12 protein-coding genes are annotated in these 14,318 nt (G+C 61.4%); 3 read left to right on the top strand and 9 right to left on the bottom strand.

What is annotated here, in order from left to right; genetic code table 11:
• Positions 1-13 precede the first annotated feature (13 nt).
• A complete protein-coding gene (locus tag AACX99_RS06780) occupies positions 14-1,252 on the top strand; it encodes an SLC13 family permease (protein WP_339410458.1) in 1,239 nt (412 codons plus the stop codon).
• A gap of 138 nt (positions 1,253-1,390) precedes the next feature.
• Here AACX99_RS06780 and rlmF read toward each other — a convergent pair whose 3' ends face one another.
• The 9 genes from rlmF to AACX99_RS06735 all read right to left on the bottom strand — a co-directional run bounded on the left by rlmF (position 1,391) and on the right by AACX99_RS06735 (position 11,995).
• Positions 1,391-2,419 carry a 23S rRNA (adenine(1618)-N(6))-methyltransferase RlmF gene (rlmF, locus tag AACX99_RS06775; protein ID WP_339410456.1) on the bottom strand — a complete coding sequence of 343 codons (1,029 nt, stop codon included), beginning with the start codon at positions 2,417-2,419 and terminating at the stop codon, positions 1,391-1,393.
• A gap of 63 nt (positions 2,420-2,482) precedes the next feature.
• A complete protein-coding gene (locus tag AACX99_RS06770) occupies positions 2,483-3,043 on the bottom strand; it encodes a VTT domain-containing protein (protein ID WP_339410455.1) in 561 nt (186 codons plus the stop codon).
• A 15-nt stretch (positions 3,044-3,058) separates the two neighbouring features.
• A complete protein-coding gene (locus AACX99_RS06765; RefSeq protein ID WP_339410454.1) occupies positions 3,059-3,355 on the bottom strand; it encodes a winged helix-turn-helix domain-containing protein in 297 nt (98 codons plus the stop codon).
• A gap of 46 nt (positions 3,356-3,401) precedes the next feature.
• Entirely contained in the window at positions 3,402-4,778 is a 1,377-nt protein-coding gene (nhaD, locus tag AACX99_RS06760) for a sodium:proton antiporter NhaD (RefSeq protein ID WP_339410452.1), read from the bottom strand.
• A 214-nt stretch (positions 4,779-4,992) separates the two neighbouring features.
• The gene (gene nhaC / locus AACX99_RS06755; RefSeq protein WP_339410450.1) at positions 4,993-6,456 is read right to left on the bottom strand and encodes a Na+/H+ antiporter NhaC; all 1,464 of its coding nucleotides are present in this window, start codon (positions 6,454-6,456) and stop codon (positions 4,993-4,995) included.
• Between the two features lie 101 nt (positions 6,457-6,557).
• Positions 6,558-9,404: a valine--tRNA ligase gene (locus AACX99_RS06750; RefSeq protein ID WP_339410449.1), complete on the bottom strand. Its 2,847-nt coding sequence runs from the start codon at positions 9,402-9,404 to the stop codon at positions 6,558-6,560.
• A gap of 118 nt (positions 9,405-9,522) precedes the next feature.
• Complete coding sequence (locus tag AACX99_RS06745; RefSeq protein WP_339410448.1) at positions 9,523-9,921, bottom strand: DNA polymerase III subunit chi; 399 nt, start codon at positions 9,919-9,921, stop codon at positions 9,523-9,525.
• A gap of 9 nt (positions 9,922-9,930) precedes the next feature.
• Positions 9,931-10,350: a DNA polymerase III subunit chi gene (locus AACX99_RS06740; RefSeq protein ID WP_339410446.1), complete on the bottom strand. Its 420-nt coding sequence runs from the start codon at positions 10,348-10,350 to the stop codon at positions 9,931-9,933.
• Positions 10,351-10,504: 154 nt separating this feature from the next.
• Positions 10,505-11,995 (bottom strand): leucyl aminopeptidase, encoded by a 1,491-nt coding sequence (locus AACX99_RS06735; RefSeq protein ID WP_339410444.1) that lies wholly within the window; start codon positions 11,993-11,995, stop codon positions 10,505-10,507.
• Between the two features lie 143 nt (positions 11,996-12,138).
• Between AACX99_RS06735 and lptF the strand changes: the two genes are divergently transcribed.
• Positions 12,139-13,254: an LPS export ABC transporter permease LptF gene (lptF, locus tag AACX99_RS06730; protein WP_339410443.1), complete on the top strand. Its 1,116-nt coding sequence runs from the start codon at positions 12,139-12,141 to the stop codon at positions 13,252-13,254.
• On the top strand, positions 13,247-14,308 hold the full coding sequence (gene lptG, locus AACX99_RS06725) for an LPS export ABC transporter permease LptG (RefSeq protein ID WP_339410441.1): 1,062 nt from the start codon (positions 13,247-13,249) through the stop codon (positions 14,306-14,308). Before lptF ends, lptG begins: the two co-directional genes overlap by 8 nt.
• The last annotated feature ends 10 nt before the right edge of the window (positions 14,309-14,318 follow it).

The following is a 14,318-nucleotide window of genomic DNA, read 5'->3' as shown; positions in this document are numbered from 1 at the left end:
GGATGGCCGCAGCATGACCTTCTGGGTCGTTTCAACTCTATTCGTATTGACCTACCTGGGCATGGCCGCAGGGGGTATTCGTGGCCTGCGCGTTGATCGTAGCTGGATCGCCTGCTGCGCGGCGGTATTGCTGCTGGTCAGCGGCGCGCAGTCACCCAGTGAGGCGGCCAGTCATTTGGATGCCGGCGCGCTATTGCTGCTTTTGGCGTTGATGCTGATCAGCGCACAGTTCGACTTCTCTGGCGTGTATGACTGGCTTAACCAGCAACTCAGCCATTATGCCGAGCAGCCGGCGCTGCTGCTGTTGGGTGTGGTCGTGCTGGGCGGTGTGCTGTCGGCGCTACTGGTCAACGACATTGTCGCCTTCGCCCTCACCCCGCTGCTGTGCCATAGCCTGCTGGCCCGTGGTCTCGACCCGCGGCCGTTTCTTCTGGCCCTGGCGCTGTCATGCAATGCCGGCTCCAGCGCCAGCCTGATCGGCAACCCGCAGAACATTCTGATCGGCCAGGCCGGTGGCCTGGACTTCTGGTCCTATACCTGGATCGCCGGCCCGCCCGCACTGGCCGCATTGGCCATCACCTACGCGGTGATCTGGCTGCAATGGCGCAAACGCTGGGGCACGGCCAAGCCGCTGGCGCAGGCGGAAACGCCGGTCGAGCGCATCTACGGCCCGTACAGTTACCTGAAACCGCTGCTGGCCAGTCTGGTGCTGCTTGGGCTGTTTTCCACCTGTATGCCGCGAGAGATTTCCGCGTTGCTGATTGCCGCGCTGGTGATGATTTCGCGGCGGGTGGATAGCCGCGACTATGTGCACAAGGTCGACTGGAACCTGTTGCTGCTGTTTGCGGGCCTGTTCGTTGTGACCGGCGCGGCGATGGGGCTGCCGCAGGTCGCCAGTGTGGCCGCTAATCTGGCTGAGCTAGGCTTGCTGCCGCATGGGGTGAGCACGCTGGCGAGCCTGTCGCTGCTAGCCAGCAACCTGATCGGCAATGTGCCGTATGTGATGTTGTTGCTGGGCGTATTGCCCGATCCCAGTGAAGCCCTGCTGGTGGGCCTGGCGATCATGTCGACGCTGGCCGGCAACCTGCTGCTGATCGGCAGCGTAGTCAACCTGATTGTCGCCGAAAGCGCCCGACGTCAGGGTGTGCCGCTGAGCTTTGTCGACTTTGCCCGCAGCGGCGTACCGGTGACTCTGATCAGCATGGGCCTGGCTGGGTTGTGGCTGGTGTTGGGCGGTTGGTTGCCCTGGTAGTGTCAGGGCACGGGTAGGATGGGTTCGCCGCTGCACACAGCCTGAGTCGTGCGCCTATATTGCTGCGGCGTAACCCATCACGGGGCGTCTTGGGCAGCATGGGTATCGCTGTGCTCAACCTACGCGGCCCGACCCATCCTACGACCAGCGGGCTTTTCGCCAGCTTTGTTGTTGTTCCGGCGTCTGAAAGGTCCAGGCGACAAAGCGGCTCTGTTTCTGCCCCTGGGCCATTTCCACGGTTTGCACCTGTAGCGCGCCGGCTTTCTTCAGCGCGCTGTAAACGCCCGGCAGGTTGCCGGCCTTGGAGATCAGGCTGCTAAACCACAGCACCTGCTGGCCGACCTCGGCGCTTTCCGCGACCAGGCGGGCGACGAAGGCCGCTTCACCGCCCGTGCACCACAATTCCGCCGCCTGACCACCAAAGTTCAGCACTGGTAGCTTGCGTTTGGGGTCGAGCTTGCCGAGGTTGCGCCATTTGCGCTTGCTGCCACTGCTGGCCTCATCCGCGCTGGCGTGGAAGGGCGGGTTGCACAGGGTCAGATCGAAGCGCTCTGCGCTGTGCAGCAGGCCTTGGAAGATATGCGTGCTGTCGCGCTGCTGGCGCAGTTCAATGGCCTCGCTCAAACCTGGATTGGCCTGCACGATGGCCTTGGCCGAGGCGATGGCACTGGCGGCAATGTCCGAGCCGAGAAACTGCCAGGCGTATTCGCGGTTACCCAGCAGCGGGTAGATGCAGTTGGCCCCCACGCCAATATCCAGCGCGCGCACCTTGGTTCCGCGCGGGACCTCGCCGCCATTGCTGGCGGCCAACAGGTCGGCCAGGTAATGCAGGTAGTCGGCGCGGCCTGGAATCGGCGGGCACAGGTAGTCTGCCGGAATGTCCCAATGCGCGATGTCGTAGAACTGCTTGAGCAGCGCCCGATTGAACACCTTGACCGCTGCCGGGTTGGCGAAATCGACGCTCTCATTGCCATACGGATTGATGATCACAAAGGCCGCCAGCTCGGGGCTGGCCTTGATCAGCGCGGGAAAGTCATAACGGCCCTGGTGCTTGTTGCGCGGATGCAACTGACCTTTGCTGGCATCGGGCTTGGCCGCAGCAGGCTTGCTGGGCGCAGGGCGCGGCGCGGCGGGTTTACGGCTGGGACGTTTCGGTGGCAGGGACATGGCGGGCGGATCTAAGGCTTGGGGCGCGGGATTTTCCCACAGCTGGGCGCGGCTTGCTTGTCGCTAAACAATATTCAGCCACATCGCCAGATAATCGAAGAACAGGCAGTAAAGCGCGATCGGTAGCGGCAGCCCCAGTAGAGTGCCGAGCAGGTAGGTGCGAAAGCGCACGCCGGACAGAGCCAGAGCGTAGTTCAGTGCAGGCACGGTCTGAAACAACATGCGCAGGGCGACAATGCTGACCAAGGGATGACGATCCAGGCCGCTGAGCAGGCGCTGCGCCAGGCGATTGTTCAGCTCGCGCAGGGCGTTGCCACCCAGGTAGCGGATGGTCACGAAGGTGACGATGCAGGACACGCAGGCGGCCACGTACGTGGCGATGCCACCATAAAACCGGCCCAAGGCAAGCACGGCGGCGGCGAGAAACACCCAGCCGGGAATCTGGATCAGGTTGCCGAGGGCGAACAGCAGGATAAACAGCAGCAAGCCTGCGACGGGATGCATCAGGATCATTGCCTGCAAGGCGTCGAGGTTGAACTGTGCACGGATGCCCAGAACTTCGAACAGCACGTACAGACCCAGCAAAAACACGATGACCAAAAGCAGGCGGGATGAGCTGCGCATGGCGGCCTCGTGGTTTCAGGGGTAGCCGAGTACAGCCTTTATCTGCGCCAGATTGGCGGCGATCCACTGCGGATTGATCGCGCCCCAGTCACCAATCTCATAGTGCCCGGCGTTATTGCGTTCACCGCTTTGCTGGGTAAAGGCGCAATTAATATCCAGCTCGGCCAGGGCGGCGAGGGTGTCCTGTGCGGTGCGCCGTGGCATACCGGTGGCGGCCATCAGCGCCGGGACGCTGGTGGCGGTGCCGCTGTCTATCAGCCAGGCCACATACAGGCGGCGGTAGAAGCTGGTACGGGTTTTACTGATGTCCATAAGGGCTCCTGCAAGAGGCGGCTTATCCACCGCCTCATTACGTGGCTTACATGGCGAAGAGCGCGATATAGCTCAGGGCCCCGGCAATATAGCCGGCAAAGGCCAGGCCGCTGATGTACTTCACGTACCAGATAAAGTTGATCTTCTCCATGCCCATGGCGGCCACACCAGCGGCCGAGCCAATGATCAGGCAGCTACCGCCGGTGCCGGCGCAGTAGGCGAGCATTTCCCAGAAGTTGCCATTGACCACAAAGTTGCTCAGCCATGGCAACTCTGCAGCCGTGGCTGTCGCTAGGGCTTCAGGGCTGACCAGCGGATACATTTTCATCGCGCCAGCGACCATTGGTACGTTATCCACAATGGCGGAGAGCAGGCCGATGGACATGGCGATGGTGTAGATGTTGCCCAGGCTGTCTTTCAGGTAGGTGGCCACGTCGATCAGGTGCCCGGCGGTGGACAGGCTGGACACTGCCAGCAGGATGCCGAGGAAGAACAGCACGCTGGTGACGTCGATGCGGCGCAATACGCCGACCACTGATAGTGGGTCCTTGTCTTCGCTGTTCTTGCTGCGGTGGATGATTTCGGTGGTCACCCAGAGCACGCCGAGACCGAACAGGATGCCCATATACGGTGGCAGATGGGTGATGGTCTTGAATACCGGCACGAAGATCAACGCGCCCAGGCCCATAACAAATACCAGATTGCGCTCGAAAGGCGTGGTCGGGTCGCGACGGCTTTCGCGGCTTTCCTTGAGTTTGGGCGGGGTGATGTCGCCTTTTAGCACGAAGCTCATGATGGTCAGCGGCACCAGCAGGCAGATCAGGCTGGGGATGATCAGCTTGACCACGATACCGCTGGCGGTGACCTGATTGCCGATCCACAGCATGGTGGTGGTCACGTCGCCAATCGGCGACCAGGCGCCGCCGGCGTTGGCGGCAATCACCACGATACCGGCATAGAACCAGCGCTCTTTCTGATCGTCGATCAGCTTGCGCAGCAGCGAGATCATCACGATGGTGGTGGCCAGGTTATCCAGCGCGGCAGAGAGGAAGAAGGTGATTACACCCACCAGCCAGAGCAGGTGCACGCGCTTGTTGGTGCGGATACGGTCGGTGATGACCTTGAAACCTTCATGGGCGTCGATCAGCTCGACGATGGTCATGGCGCCCATCAGGAAGAACAGGATCTCGGAGATTTCGCCAAGGTGATGGCGTAGCTCTTCGGTGACGTGATGGTCATTGCCGCTAGCGCCGGCAGTGGCGGCGCCGATCAGCGGCAGAATGCTGTCTGCGCCCAGTACCAGTAGGGTCCAGCAGATGACCGCAGTCAGGATTGCCGACGCGGCTTTATCAATTTTCAGCGGGTGTTCGAGGGCGATACACAGGTAGCCGAAGACGAAGGTCAGTGCCATCAACGCGTACATGGTCAGAATTCCAGATTCAGGGCTTTTTTATTGAGTTGGAGGTGCCAGAGGCATCTAGATGCGCCGACGAAGATGCCTGATTTGTGTGGAAATTGGCAGCGGATTTATCACCAGACACGGGCTATGTGCTTGTCCGCCGGTTATTTTGGGGCGTGTGGTTAGCTCTGGCGCGCCCGAACTGCGCGGTGCTGCGCAGTTACGGGCGGGCGTTTGCTCAGGCCTGCGACAGGTCGTCGCGTTCGGCGTGCGCAGGCGTGGCGGGCTGCGGCGGGGAGATAAATGCCAGGCAGATTGCCAACAACGGCATTAGCAGATTGAAGAAGCAGTACGGCAGGTAACTCAGGGTGGCCACGCCGAGGGTTGCGGCCATATAGGCGCCGCAGGTGTTCCACGGCACCAGCACCGAGGTCAGGGTGCCGCCGTCTTCCAGGGCGCGCGACAGGTTGACCGGGGCCAGTCCACGCTTTTCATATTCGGCGCGGTACATGCGGCCCGGCAGTACCAGGGCGATGTACTGGTCGGCGGTGATGATATTGGTGCCGATGCTGGTGGCAATGGTGCTGGCGATCAGGCTGCTGGTGCTTTTGGCCAGGTGCAGGGTGCTTTGCAGCAGACGCTGCAGCAGGCCGAGCTTTTCCAGTACGCCGCCAAAGCACATGGCGCAGATGATCAGCCATACGGTGGTGAGCATGCTGGCCATGCCGCCCTTGGACAGCAGCCCGTCCAGCGCCGGGTTGCCGCTGCTGGATTCATAACCGGCGAACAACGCGCTCCACACGGTTTTCAGCGGCGCCAGGTTGCCGGCAGCCGGGTCGGCCAGGCGCGCCATCACTTCAGGCTGAAAGACCACGGCGAAGACGCCACCGAGCAGCGCGGCGACAAAAACCGCCGGGAAAGCCGCCCACTGGCGCACCGCGAGAAACAGCAGCAGGGCCACCGGCAGCAGCAGGTGCCAGCCCAGGCTGAATTGGGCTTCCAGGGCTGTCAGCACTTCGGCGATACGCGCGGTGTCATGACTGCTACTGGCTTGCTGGCCGAGTACAAAGAAAATCACCAGGGCGATCAGCAAGGCCGGTGTTGTGGTGCGCAACATCAGGCGGATATGCGCGAACAGATCGGCTCCGGCTGCGGCGGGCGCCAGGTTGGTGGTGTCCGACAGCGGCGAGAGCTTGTCGCCGAAATAAGCACCGGAAATGATCGCTCCAGCGGTGATTGCCGGGTCCAGCCCCAGGCCAGCGGCAACGCCCATCAGACCGATGCCCAGGGTGCCGGCTACGGTCCAGGAGCTGCCGATGGACAGCGCGGTGAGGGCGCAAATCAGGCAGCTGGTGACGTAGAAGTATTCTGCGGAAATCAGCTTGAGGCCGAGCCAGATCATGGTCGGCACGGTGCCAGCGAGAATCCAGGTGCCGATCAGCGCCCCGACCGCCAGCAGAATCAGGTTGGCCTTCATCGCCATATGGATGCCGGCGAGGATGCCTTCTTCGATGTCTGCCCATTTCAGGCCGTTCTTCAGCCCTATGAGACCCGCGATAAGGGCCGTACTCATCAGCGCGATCTGATTCGGCCCGCTGGAGGAGCTGTCGCCGTACAGGTAAACGGAAAGGCCCAACAGCAGCACCAGCACGCCAATCGGCAGTAGGGCATCGAATAGGGAAGGGGAGCGTGCATCAGTCATGGGTGTACCGGTCGATCAATGAACCTGTGGCGGGAACGTCCAGCCCAGAAAAAACGAAACCCGCGCTGGTAAGGGCGCGGGCTGCGGGTGTTGCGGGGTGATCAGAGTGCGGCGATCTTGCCGCGCTGCTCAACCATCTTGCTCAGGGCTTGTTCGGCCTCGGCCAGCTTGGCGCGCTCTTTATCGAGCACTTCGGCAGGCGCCTTGGCGACGAAGCCTTCATTGCTCAGCTTGCCGCCGACGCGCTGCACTTCGCCGGAGAGGCGAGCGATCTCTTTATCCAGGCGCGCCAGTTCGGCGTCCTTGTCGATCAGCCCGGCCATCGGCACCAGCACCTGCATGTCGCCAACCAGAGCGGTGGCGGACATCGGCCCTTCTTCGCCCGCCTCCAGCACGCGCACCGACTCCAGCTTGGCCAGCTTGTTCAGCAGCGGCGCGTTGTCAGCCAGGCGGCGGCGGTCTTCTTCACTGGCGTTGGCCAGGATGATGTCGATGCGTTTGGCCATGGAGATTTTCATTTCGCCGCGGATCTGGCGCAGGCCGAGCATCAGCTGTTTGACCCACTCGATATCGCCTTCGGCGCTCGCATCGATGCGGCTTTCATTGGCCACCGGCCAGGCCTGCAGCATGATGGTGTCGCCCTGCTTTTCACCTTGAGCGACGCCAGCCTGCACCTTGATGCGCTGCCAGATTTCTTCGGTGATAAACGGCATAAACGGATGGGCCAGACGCAGCGCCACTTCCAGCACGCGGATCAGCGTGCGGCGGGTGCCGCGCTGACGCTCGATCGGAGCGTTTTCGTCCCACAGCACCGGCTTGACTAGCTCAAGGTACCAGGCGCAGTACTCGTCCCAGATAAATTCGTACAGAGCCTGCGCGGCCAGGTCGAAGCGGAAGGCGTCGAGTTGGCGGGTCACTTCGGCTTCGGTGCGCTGCAGGGCGGAGATGATCCAGCGGTCCACCGAGGACAGCTCGACTGGCTCACCGTTGACGCCGGTGTCCTGGCCGTCGGTGTTTTCCAACACGAAGTTGGCGGCGTTCCAGATCTTGTTGCAGAAGTTGCGGTAACCCTCGACGCGACCCATGTCGAACTTGATATCGCGGCCGGTGGAGGCCAGCGCCAGGTTGGTAAAGCGCAGGGCGTCGGTGCCGTAGGCGGCGATGCCCTCGGGGAACTCGGCGCGGGTCTGCTTGGCGATCTTCTCGGCCAGCTTGGGCTGCATCATGCCGCTGGTGCGTTTCTCCAGCAGAGCGTCCAGCTCGATGCCGTCGACGATGTCCAGCGGGTCGAGTACGTTGCCCTTGGACTTGGACATCTTCTGGCCCTGGCCATCGCGCACCAGGCCGTGCACGTACACGGTCTTGAACGGAATCTGCCCGGTCAGGTGGGTGGACAGCATGATCATCCGCGCGACCCAGAAGAAGATGATATCGAAGCCGGTGACCAGCACATCGGTGGGGTGGAAGGTCTTGAGTTCGGCGGTCTGCTGCGGCCAGCCGAGGGTGGAGAAGGTCCACAGGCCGGAGCTGAACCAGGTGTCCAGCACGTCCTCATCCTGACGCAGGTTGGCGTCGCCGAGGTTATGCGTGGCGCGCACCTCCGCTTCGTCGCGGCCGACATAGACGTTACCGGCATCGTCGTACCAGGCCGGGATACGGTGGCCCCACCAGAGCTGACGGCTGATGCACCAGTCCTGAATGTCACGCATCCAACTGAAGTACATGTTTTCGTACTGCTTGGGCACAAACTGGATTTCACCGCTCTCGACCACGGCGATAGCCTTCTCGGCCAGCGGCTTGGTGGAGACGTACCACTGGTCAGTCAGCCAGGGCTCGATGATGGTGCCGGAGCGGTCGCCTTTCGGCACTTTCAGGGCGTGGGCGTCGATGCTTTCCAGCAGGCCGGCGGCCTCGAAGGCGGCAACGATCTGTTTGCGCGCCTCGAAACGATCTAGGCCGGCGTATTCGGCCGGCAGGCTGCAGTCGATCTCGCTGTTGACGCTGCCATCGACATTGAACGCCTGGACCTGTGCGAGCACGGCGGCGTTCTTGTCGAAGATATTCAGCAGCGGCAGGTTGTGGCGCTTGCCGACTTCATAGTCGTTGAAGTCGTGGGCTGGGGTTATTTTCACGCAGCCGGTGCCGAACTCGGGGTCGCAGTAATCGTCGGCGATGATCGGGATACGGCGACCAACCAGCGGCAGCTCGACGAAGGTGCCGATCAGGGCTTTATAGCGATCGTCTTCCGGGTGCACGGCCACGGCGCTGTCGCCGAGCATGGTTTCCGGGCGAGTGGTGGCAACGATCAGGTAATCCTTGCCGTCAGCGGTCTTGTTGCCGTCAGCCAGCGGGTAGCGCAGGTTCCACAGGCTGCCTTTCTCGTCGTGGTTTTCCACTTCGAGGTCGGAGATGGCGGTGTGGAACTTGGTGTCCCAGTTGACCAGGCGCTTGCCGCGGTAGATCAGGCCGTCTTTATGCAGACGGACAAATGCTTCTTTAACCGACTCGGACAGACCGTCATCCATGGTGAAGCGCTCGCGCGACCAGTCCACCGAGCTGCCCAGGCGACGTATCTGCCGGGTGATAGTGCCGCCGGACTGTTCCTTCCACTCCCAGACTTTCTCCAGGAATTTCTCGCGGCCCAGATCGTGACGGCCGACACCTTCAGCAGCAAGCTGGCGCTCTACCACCATCTGGGTGGCGATACCGGCATGGTCGGTGCCCGGCTGCCACAGGGTGTTGCGGCCTTGCATGCGGCGCAAACGTATCAGGCAGTCCATGATCGAGTTGTTGAAACCGTGTCCCATGTGCAGGCTGCCAGTGACGTTCGGCGGCGGGATCATGATGGTGTAAGGCTCACCGGAACCTTGCGGAGCGAAGTAGTTATTCGCCTCCCAGTTCTGGTACAGGGCGGTTTCAATGGCGTGCGGCTGGTAGGTCTTGTCCATGCGCGGCGGGACCCTTATGACGGCTAGACGGAAAAGCCGGCAAGTATAGCGGGGATGGCCTATGTGGCGTAAGGGCGCGCGTGGTGCGACTGACTGGTGGGCGGTTATACGCCGACTGCTAGGGGCGGCGCGGCGGCAGTAAGCGGGGCAGGCGGGCTTCCAGGCGGCGTTTCAACTCGGCCTCTATCTGCGGCACGAAATCATCGATCACATCCTGCAGGATCAGCTGGGCAGCGGCGCGTAATTCGCTGTCCAGGCGATTTACCTCGCTGTCGCGGCCGACACTCTGGCTAACTGTTTCATGCAGGGTCTGCGCAATCGGCGGCTTGGCTGGGGGCGGTGGCGCGGCGGCAGTGGGCGGTGGCGTGACGATTTCCGAGAGCAGGGGGATGCTGTCCGGATCGAGCGAGTCGATCAGCAGCGGTGGCTCAAGGTTTTCATCGCCCAGCAGTCGGCGGATCGACTCCAGGTCGTTCAGCAGTTGTGCGGGTTTTTGCGGAGGCTTTGGGGTATCCATACTGTGCAACTAGAGTTCGACTCGTTTGGGATCATACCCGCGCTGGCGGTAGCTACGGAAATTCTCCCGGCAGGCGGTCAGCAGGTCGGGTTCCTGGTTGACGATTTCAATCACCCGGCTGAAGCGCTCAACCTGCGGTGAAAGGGTGCTGCCAAGGTTGATCAATACGCCCTGAGCGCTGCGGGGTTCTTCGTCCAACCCAATCACCACCGGTGCTTTCGCGTCTTCTTGGTAGAGGCTGTGCGGCACAAAGCTTTCGGCCTTGAAACGCCACAACAGTTCATCCACTTCGGTGCATTGCTGGGCATCGCTGCCGCGCAGAAACACCGGCAGGCCGGCGCGCCAGGCTTTCATCGCCAACTGGCAGGCTGCGCGCAGGCGCTCGGCCGGCACGGCGGTGGAGAGTACGTAGAATTCTATTCGGGGCATGGCTGCACAGTTTGGTGTTAATTGCAGGAGCGGTGTGCTGATAGGCGCGCAGCTTACCAGTCAATCGCGGTCAACACCGCTCCTACAATGCGCCTGGGGCGTACAACCTGTCTCGGACCTTGCCGCCGACGCGCAGCAGATCCGATGCAGGTTCTTAGGCGTTGCTGCGATCCAGCAAGTACTGCGTCAGCATCGGCACCGGACGACCGGTCGCGCCTTTGTCCTTGCCGCCGCTCACCCAGGCGGTGCCGGCGATATCCAGGTGCGCCCAGTTGTATGCCTTAGCGAAGCGTGACAAGAAACAACCCGCAGTGATGGTGCCGGCTTTCGGCCCGCCGATATTGGCGATGTCGGCAAATGGACTATCGAGCTGTTCCTGGTATTCGTCATACAGCGGCAACTGCCAGGCGCGGTCATCGGCGGTCAGTCCGGCACCGAGGATTTGCTGCACCAGTTCGTCGTTGTTGCCCATCAATCCGGACACATTGCTGCCCAGGGCAACGATGCAGGCGCCGGTGAGGGTGGCGATGTCGATCACCGCTTGCGGCTTGAAGCGCTCGGCATAAGTCAGGGTGTCGCACAGCACCAGACGGCCTTCAGCGTCAGTATTGAGGATTTCCACGGTCTGCCCGCTCATCGTGGTGACGATGTCGCCTGGGCGGGTTGCTCCACCGCTCGGCATGTTCTCGGCACAGGCCAGCAGGCACACCAGGTTGATCGGCAGTTGCAGCTCAAGCACGGCCTTGAGGGTGCCGAATACGCTGGCGGCGCCGCACATGTCGTACTTCATTTCATCCATGCCGGCCGCCGGCTTGATGCTGATGCCGCCGGTGTCGAAGGTGATCCCTTTGCCGACCAAGGCGTAGGGCTTCTCGGTTTTCTTGCCGCCCTGGTAATTGAGTACGATCATCCGCGGCGGCTGGTCGCTGCCCTGGGCCACAGCGAGGAAGGCGCCGGCTCCCAATTCCTTGAGTTTCTTCTCGTCGAGAATTTCGACTTTGAGGTTTTTGTAGGCCTTGGCCAGGGATTTGGCTTCTTCGGCGAGATAGCTTGGATGGCAGAGATTCGGCGGCAGGTTACCGAGGTCTTTGGTAAAGGCCATGCCGGCGGCAATCGCCTGGGCGTGGGTGCAGGCGCGCTCGGCGTCAGCCAAGTTGGCTTTTTCCGTGAGCAAGGTGAGCTTCTTCAGTGCGCCGGCTTCGGCCTTCTGGCTCTTGAAACGGTCGAAGCAGTAACCGGCGTCGGCCAGGGTTTCCACCATCAGGCGGGCTTTGCCATAGCTGTCGCGACCTTTGACCTGCAGCTCGTCGAGGGCCAGCACAGCGTCGCTGCCGCCGAGGGTTTTCAGGCTGTTGTAAACGCTGGTGACCAATTTGCGAAGTTGGCGGTCAGACAGTTCGCTGTCCTTGCCGGCGCCGACCAGCAGTACGCGCTCGGCTTTCAGGTTCGGCAGATGGTGTACCAACAGGGTCTGGCCGACCTTGCCAGCCAGGTCGCCGCGCTTGAGCAGGGCGCTGATTGCGCCAGCGCTGGCGGTGTCGAGGGCCTTGGCGGTTTCGCCGAGTTTTTTGCCCTCAGCAACAGGAATAACCAGGGTGGCGGTTTTTAGTGTTTCTGGGCGTGCGCTTTTAACAATAAATTCCATTACGTGGTGTCCCCAAGACAAGGCGGCGGTATTGCAGGATAATGCCGGCTATTTTTCGATGGTTCGCCAGTTGGGCGAGCCGGCAAGCAGTGCGGTTAGTTTGATCTTAGCCGCCTGAGCCTGACAACCCTGGAGTGTCTGGTTTGATCGTCTTCCGTTATCTGTCCCGTGAAGTGCTGTTGACCCTGAGTGCCGTAAGTGCGGTGCTGTTGGTCATAATTATGAGTGGTCGCTTTATTCGCTATCTGGCCCAGGCCGCGCAGGGCCTGCTCGACCCTGGGGTGCTGCTGCTGATCATGGCGTACCGGATTCCCGGCTTTCTGCAGCTGATTCTGCCGTTGGGGCTGTTTCTCGGCATTCTCCTGGCCTATGGGCGGATGTACCTCGACAGTGAAATGACTGTGCTCTCGGCCACTGGTATGAGTCAGCAACGCCTGTTCGCATACAGCCTGGCCCCTGCGGCGCTGATGGCGCTGCTCACCGGTTGGCTGAGCCTGGGGTTGGCCCCGCAAGGTGTCGAACATGTAGCGCGAATTCTGAATCAGCAAAGCGCCATGACCGAGCTGGATACCTTGGTGCCTGGGCGTTTTCAGTCTATGAAGAACGGCTCGCGCGTGACCTACACCGAGGAGTTGTCCGAAGATCGCGGCGCGCTGGCAGGAGTGTTTATCTCCGAGAAGCAGCTGTCCCGTGAGGGCGACAAAGAGCGTGGTATCTCTGTGTTGGTGGCCGAATCCGGTCGCCAGGAGATCCAGGAAGACGGTAGCCGCTATCTGATTCTGGAAAATGGCTACCGCTACGACGGCAATCCGGGTCAGGCCGATTACCGTGCTATCAAATACGACACCTACGGTGTGCTGTTGCCCAAGCCGGAAGTGGCCGTAGAGATATCCGACCGCGAGGCGATGCCGACGCGTGAGCTGATTGGCAGCGACAAGCCGCGTTTGCAATCTGAGTTGCAGTGGCGCTTGTCGATCCCAGTACTGGTTTTTGTGATCACGCTGTTGGCGGTGCCTTTGTCACGAGTCAATCCACGCCAGGGGCGCTTCCTCAAACTGTTGCCGGCCATCCTGCTGTACATGGCTTATCTGGCGCTGTTGATTGGCGCGCGGGGTGCCTTGGATAAAGAGAAAATCCCCGCAGCACTGGGCTTGTGGTGGGTGCATGGGCTGTTCGTATTGATCGGGCTGCTGTTGCTGTATTGGGAGTCGTTGCGCTTGCGCTGGGCGGCCCGTCGTGTGGAGGTGGCCCGTGGTTAAGTTGGATCGTTATATCGGTGCACAGGTATTTGTCGCCATCCTGGCTGTACTGGGCATCATTGTCGGCCTGGCGTTGCTGTTTGCCTTTATCGACGAACTGGGCGATGTCGAGGGCAGCTACAGCTTGCTCGATGCCCTTGGCTATGTGTTGCTGACGGCGCCGCGGCGCATCTATGAAATGCTGCCGATGGCGGCGCTGATTGGTTGTCTGATCGGGTTGGGCTCGTTGGCCAGTAACAGTGAACTGACCATCATGCGCGCGGCCGGGGTTTCAATTGGCCGGATTGTCTGGGCAGTGATGAAACCGATGCTGGTGCTGATGCTGGTCGGCGTGCTGATCGGTGAATACCTCGCGCCTTATAGCGAGAATCAGGCCCAGGCCAGTCGTGCCATGTCGCAGGGCGGTGGTGAAGCGCAGAGCGCCAAGCGCGGTCTGTGGCATCGTCAGGGCCAGGAGTATGTGCATATCAATGCCGTGCAGCCCAATGGCGTGCTGCTCGGGGTTACCCGCTATCGTTTCGATGAACAGCAACGCATGCAGTCATCCAGTTTCGCCCGTCGTGCCCAGTACCAGGGTGATCACTGGCAGTTGGAAGATGTCGCGACCACGCATTTTCGTGAGCGCAACAGTGAGGTTATTGAGCAGGGCAGCGAGCGTTGGGATGTTGAATTGACGCCGCAGCTGCTTGGCACCGTGGTGTTGGCGCCGGACGCGCTGTCGATGACCGGTCTGTGGAATTACATCCATTACCTGGCCGAGCAGGGTTTGAATAACAGCCAGTACTGGTTGTCGTTCTGGACCAAGGTGCTGCAGCCGTTGGTAACGGCGGCGCTGGTGCTGATGGCGATCTCCTTTATCTTCGGCCCGCTGCGCTCCGTGACCCTCGGGCAGCGGGTGTTTACCGGGGTGTTGGTGGGCTTTGTGTTCAAGATCAGCCAGGACCTGCTCGGCCCGTCGAGCCTGGTCTTTGGCTTCTCGCCGCTGCTGGCGGTGTTGATCCCCGCCGGTATCTGCGCGCTGGCGGGCGTCTGGTTGCTCCGCCGCGCGGGTTAATGCGTGCATA

Origin of the sequence: Pseudomonas sp. EA_35y_Pfl2_R5, from assembly GCF_963970805.1 — a bacterium.
Classification (GTDB): Bacteria; Pseudomonadota; Gammaproteobacteria; order Pseudomonadales; family Pseudomonadaceae; genus Aquipseudomonas.
This window is presented reverse-complemented; position numbering and strand designations above follow the sequence as displayed.

Coding starts and splice junctions, on each gene's coding strand:
- AACX99_RS06780 (WP_339410458.1), top strand. CDS start 14: ATGACCTTCTGGGTCGTTTCAACTCTATTCGTATTGACCTACCTGGGC.
- nhaD (WP_339410452.1), bottom strand. CDS start 4,778: ATGTACGCGTTGATGGCACTGACCTTCGTCTTCGGCTACCTGTGTATC.
- AACX99_RS06740 (WP_339410446.1), bottom strand. CDS start 10,350: ATGCCCCGAATAGAATTCTACGTACTCTCCACCGCCGTGCCGGCCGAG.
- nhaC (WP_339410450.1), bottom strand. CDS start 6,456: ATGACTGATGCACGCTCCCCTTCCCTATTCGATGCCCTACTGCCGATT.
- AACX99_RS06765 (WP_339410454.1), bottom strand. CDS start 3,355: ATGGACATCAGTAAAACCCGTACCAGCTTCTACCGCCGCCTGTATGTG.
- AACX99_RS06750 (WP_339410449.1), bottom strand. CDS start 9,404: ATGGACAAGACCTACCAGCCGCACGCCATTGAAACCGCCCTGTACCAG.
- AACX99_RS06770 (WP_339410455.1), bottom strand. CDS start 3,043: ATGCGCAGCTCATCCCGCCTGCTTTTGGTCATCGTGTTTTTGCTGGGT.
- rlmF (WP_339410456.1), bottom strand. CDS start 2,419: ATGTCCCTGCCACCGAAACGTCCCAGCCGTAAACCCGCCGCGCCGCGC.
- AACX99_RS06735 (WP_339410444.1), bottom strand. CDS start 11,995: ATGGAATTTATTGTTAAAAGCGCACGCCCAGAAACACTAAAAACCGCC.
- AACX99_RS06745 (WP_339410448.1), bottom strand. CDS start 9,921: ATGGATACCCCAAAGCCTCCGCAAAAACCCGCACAACTGCTGAACGAC.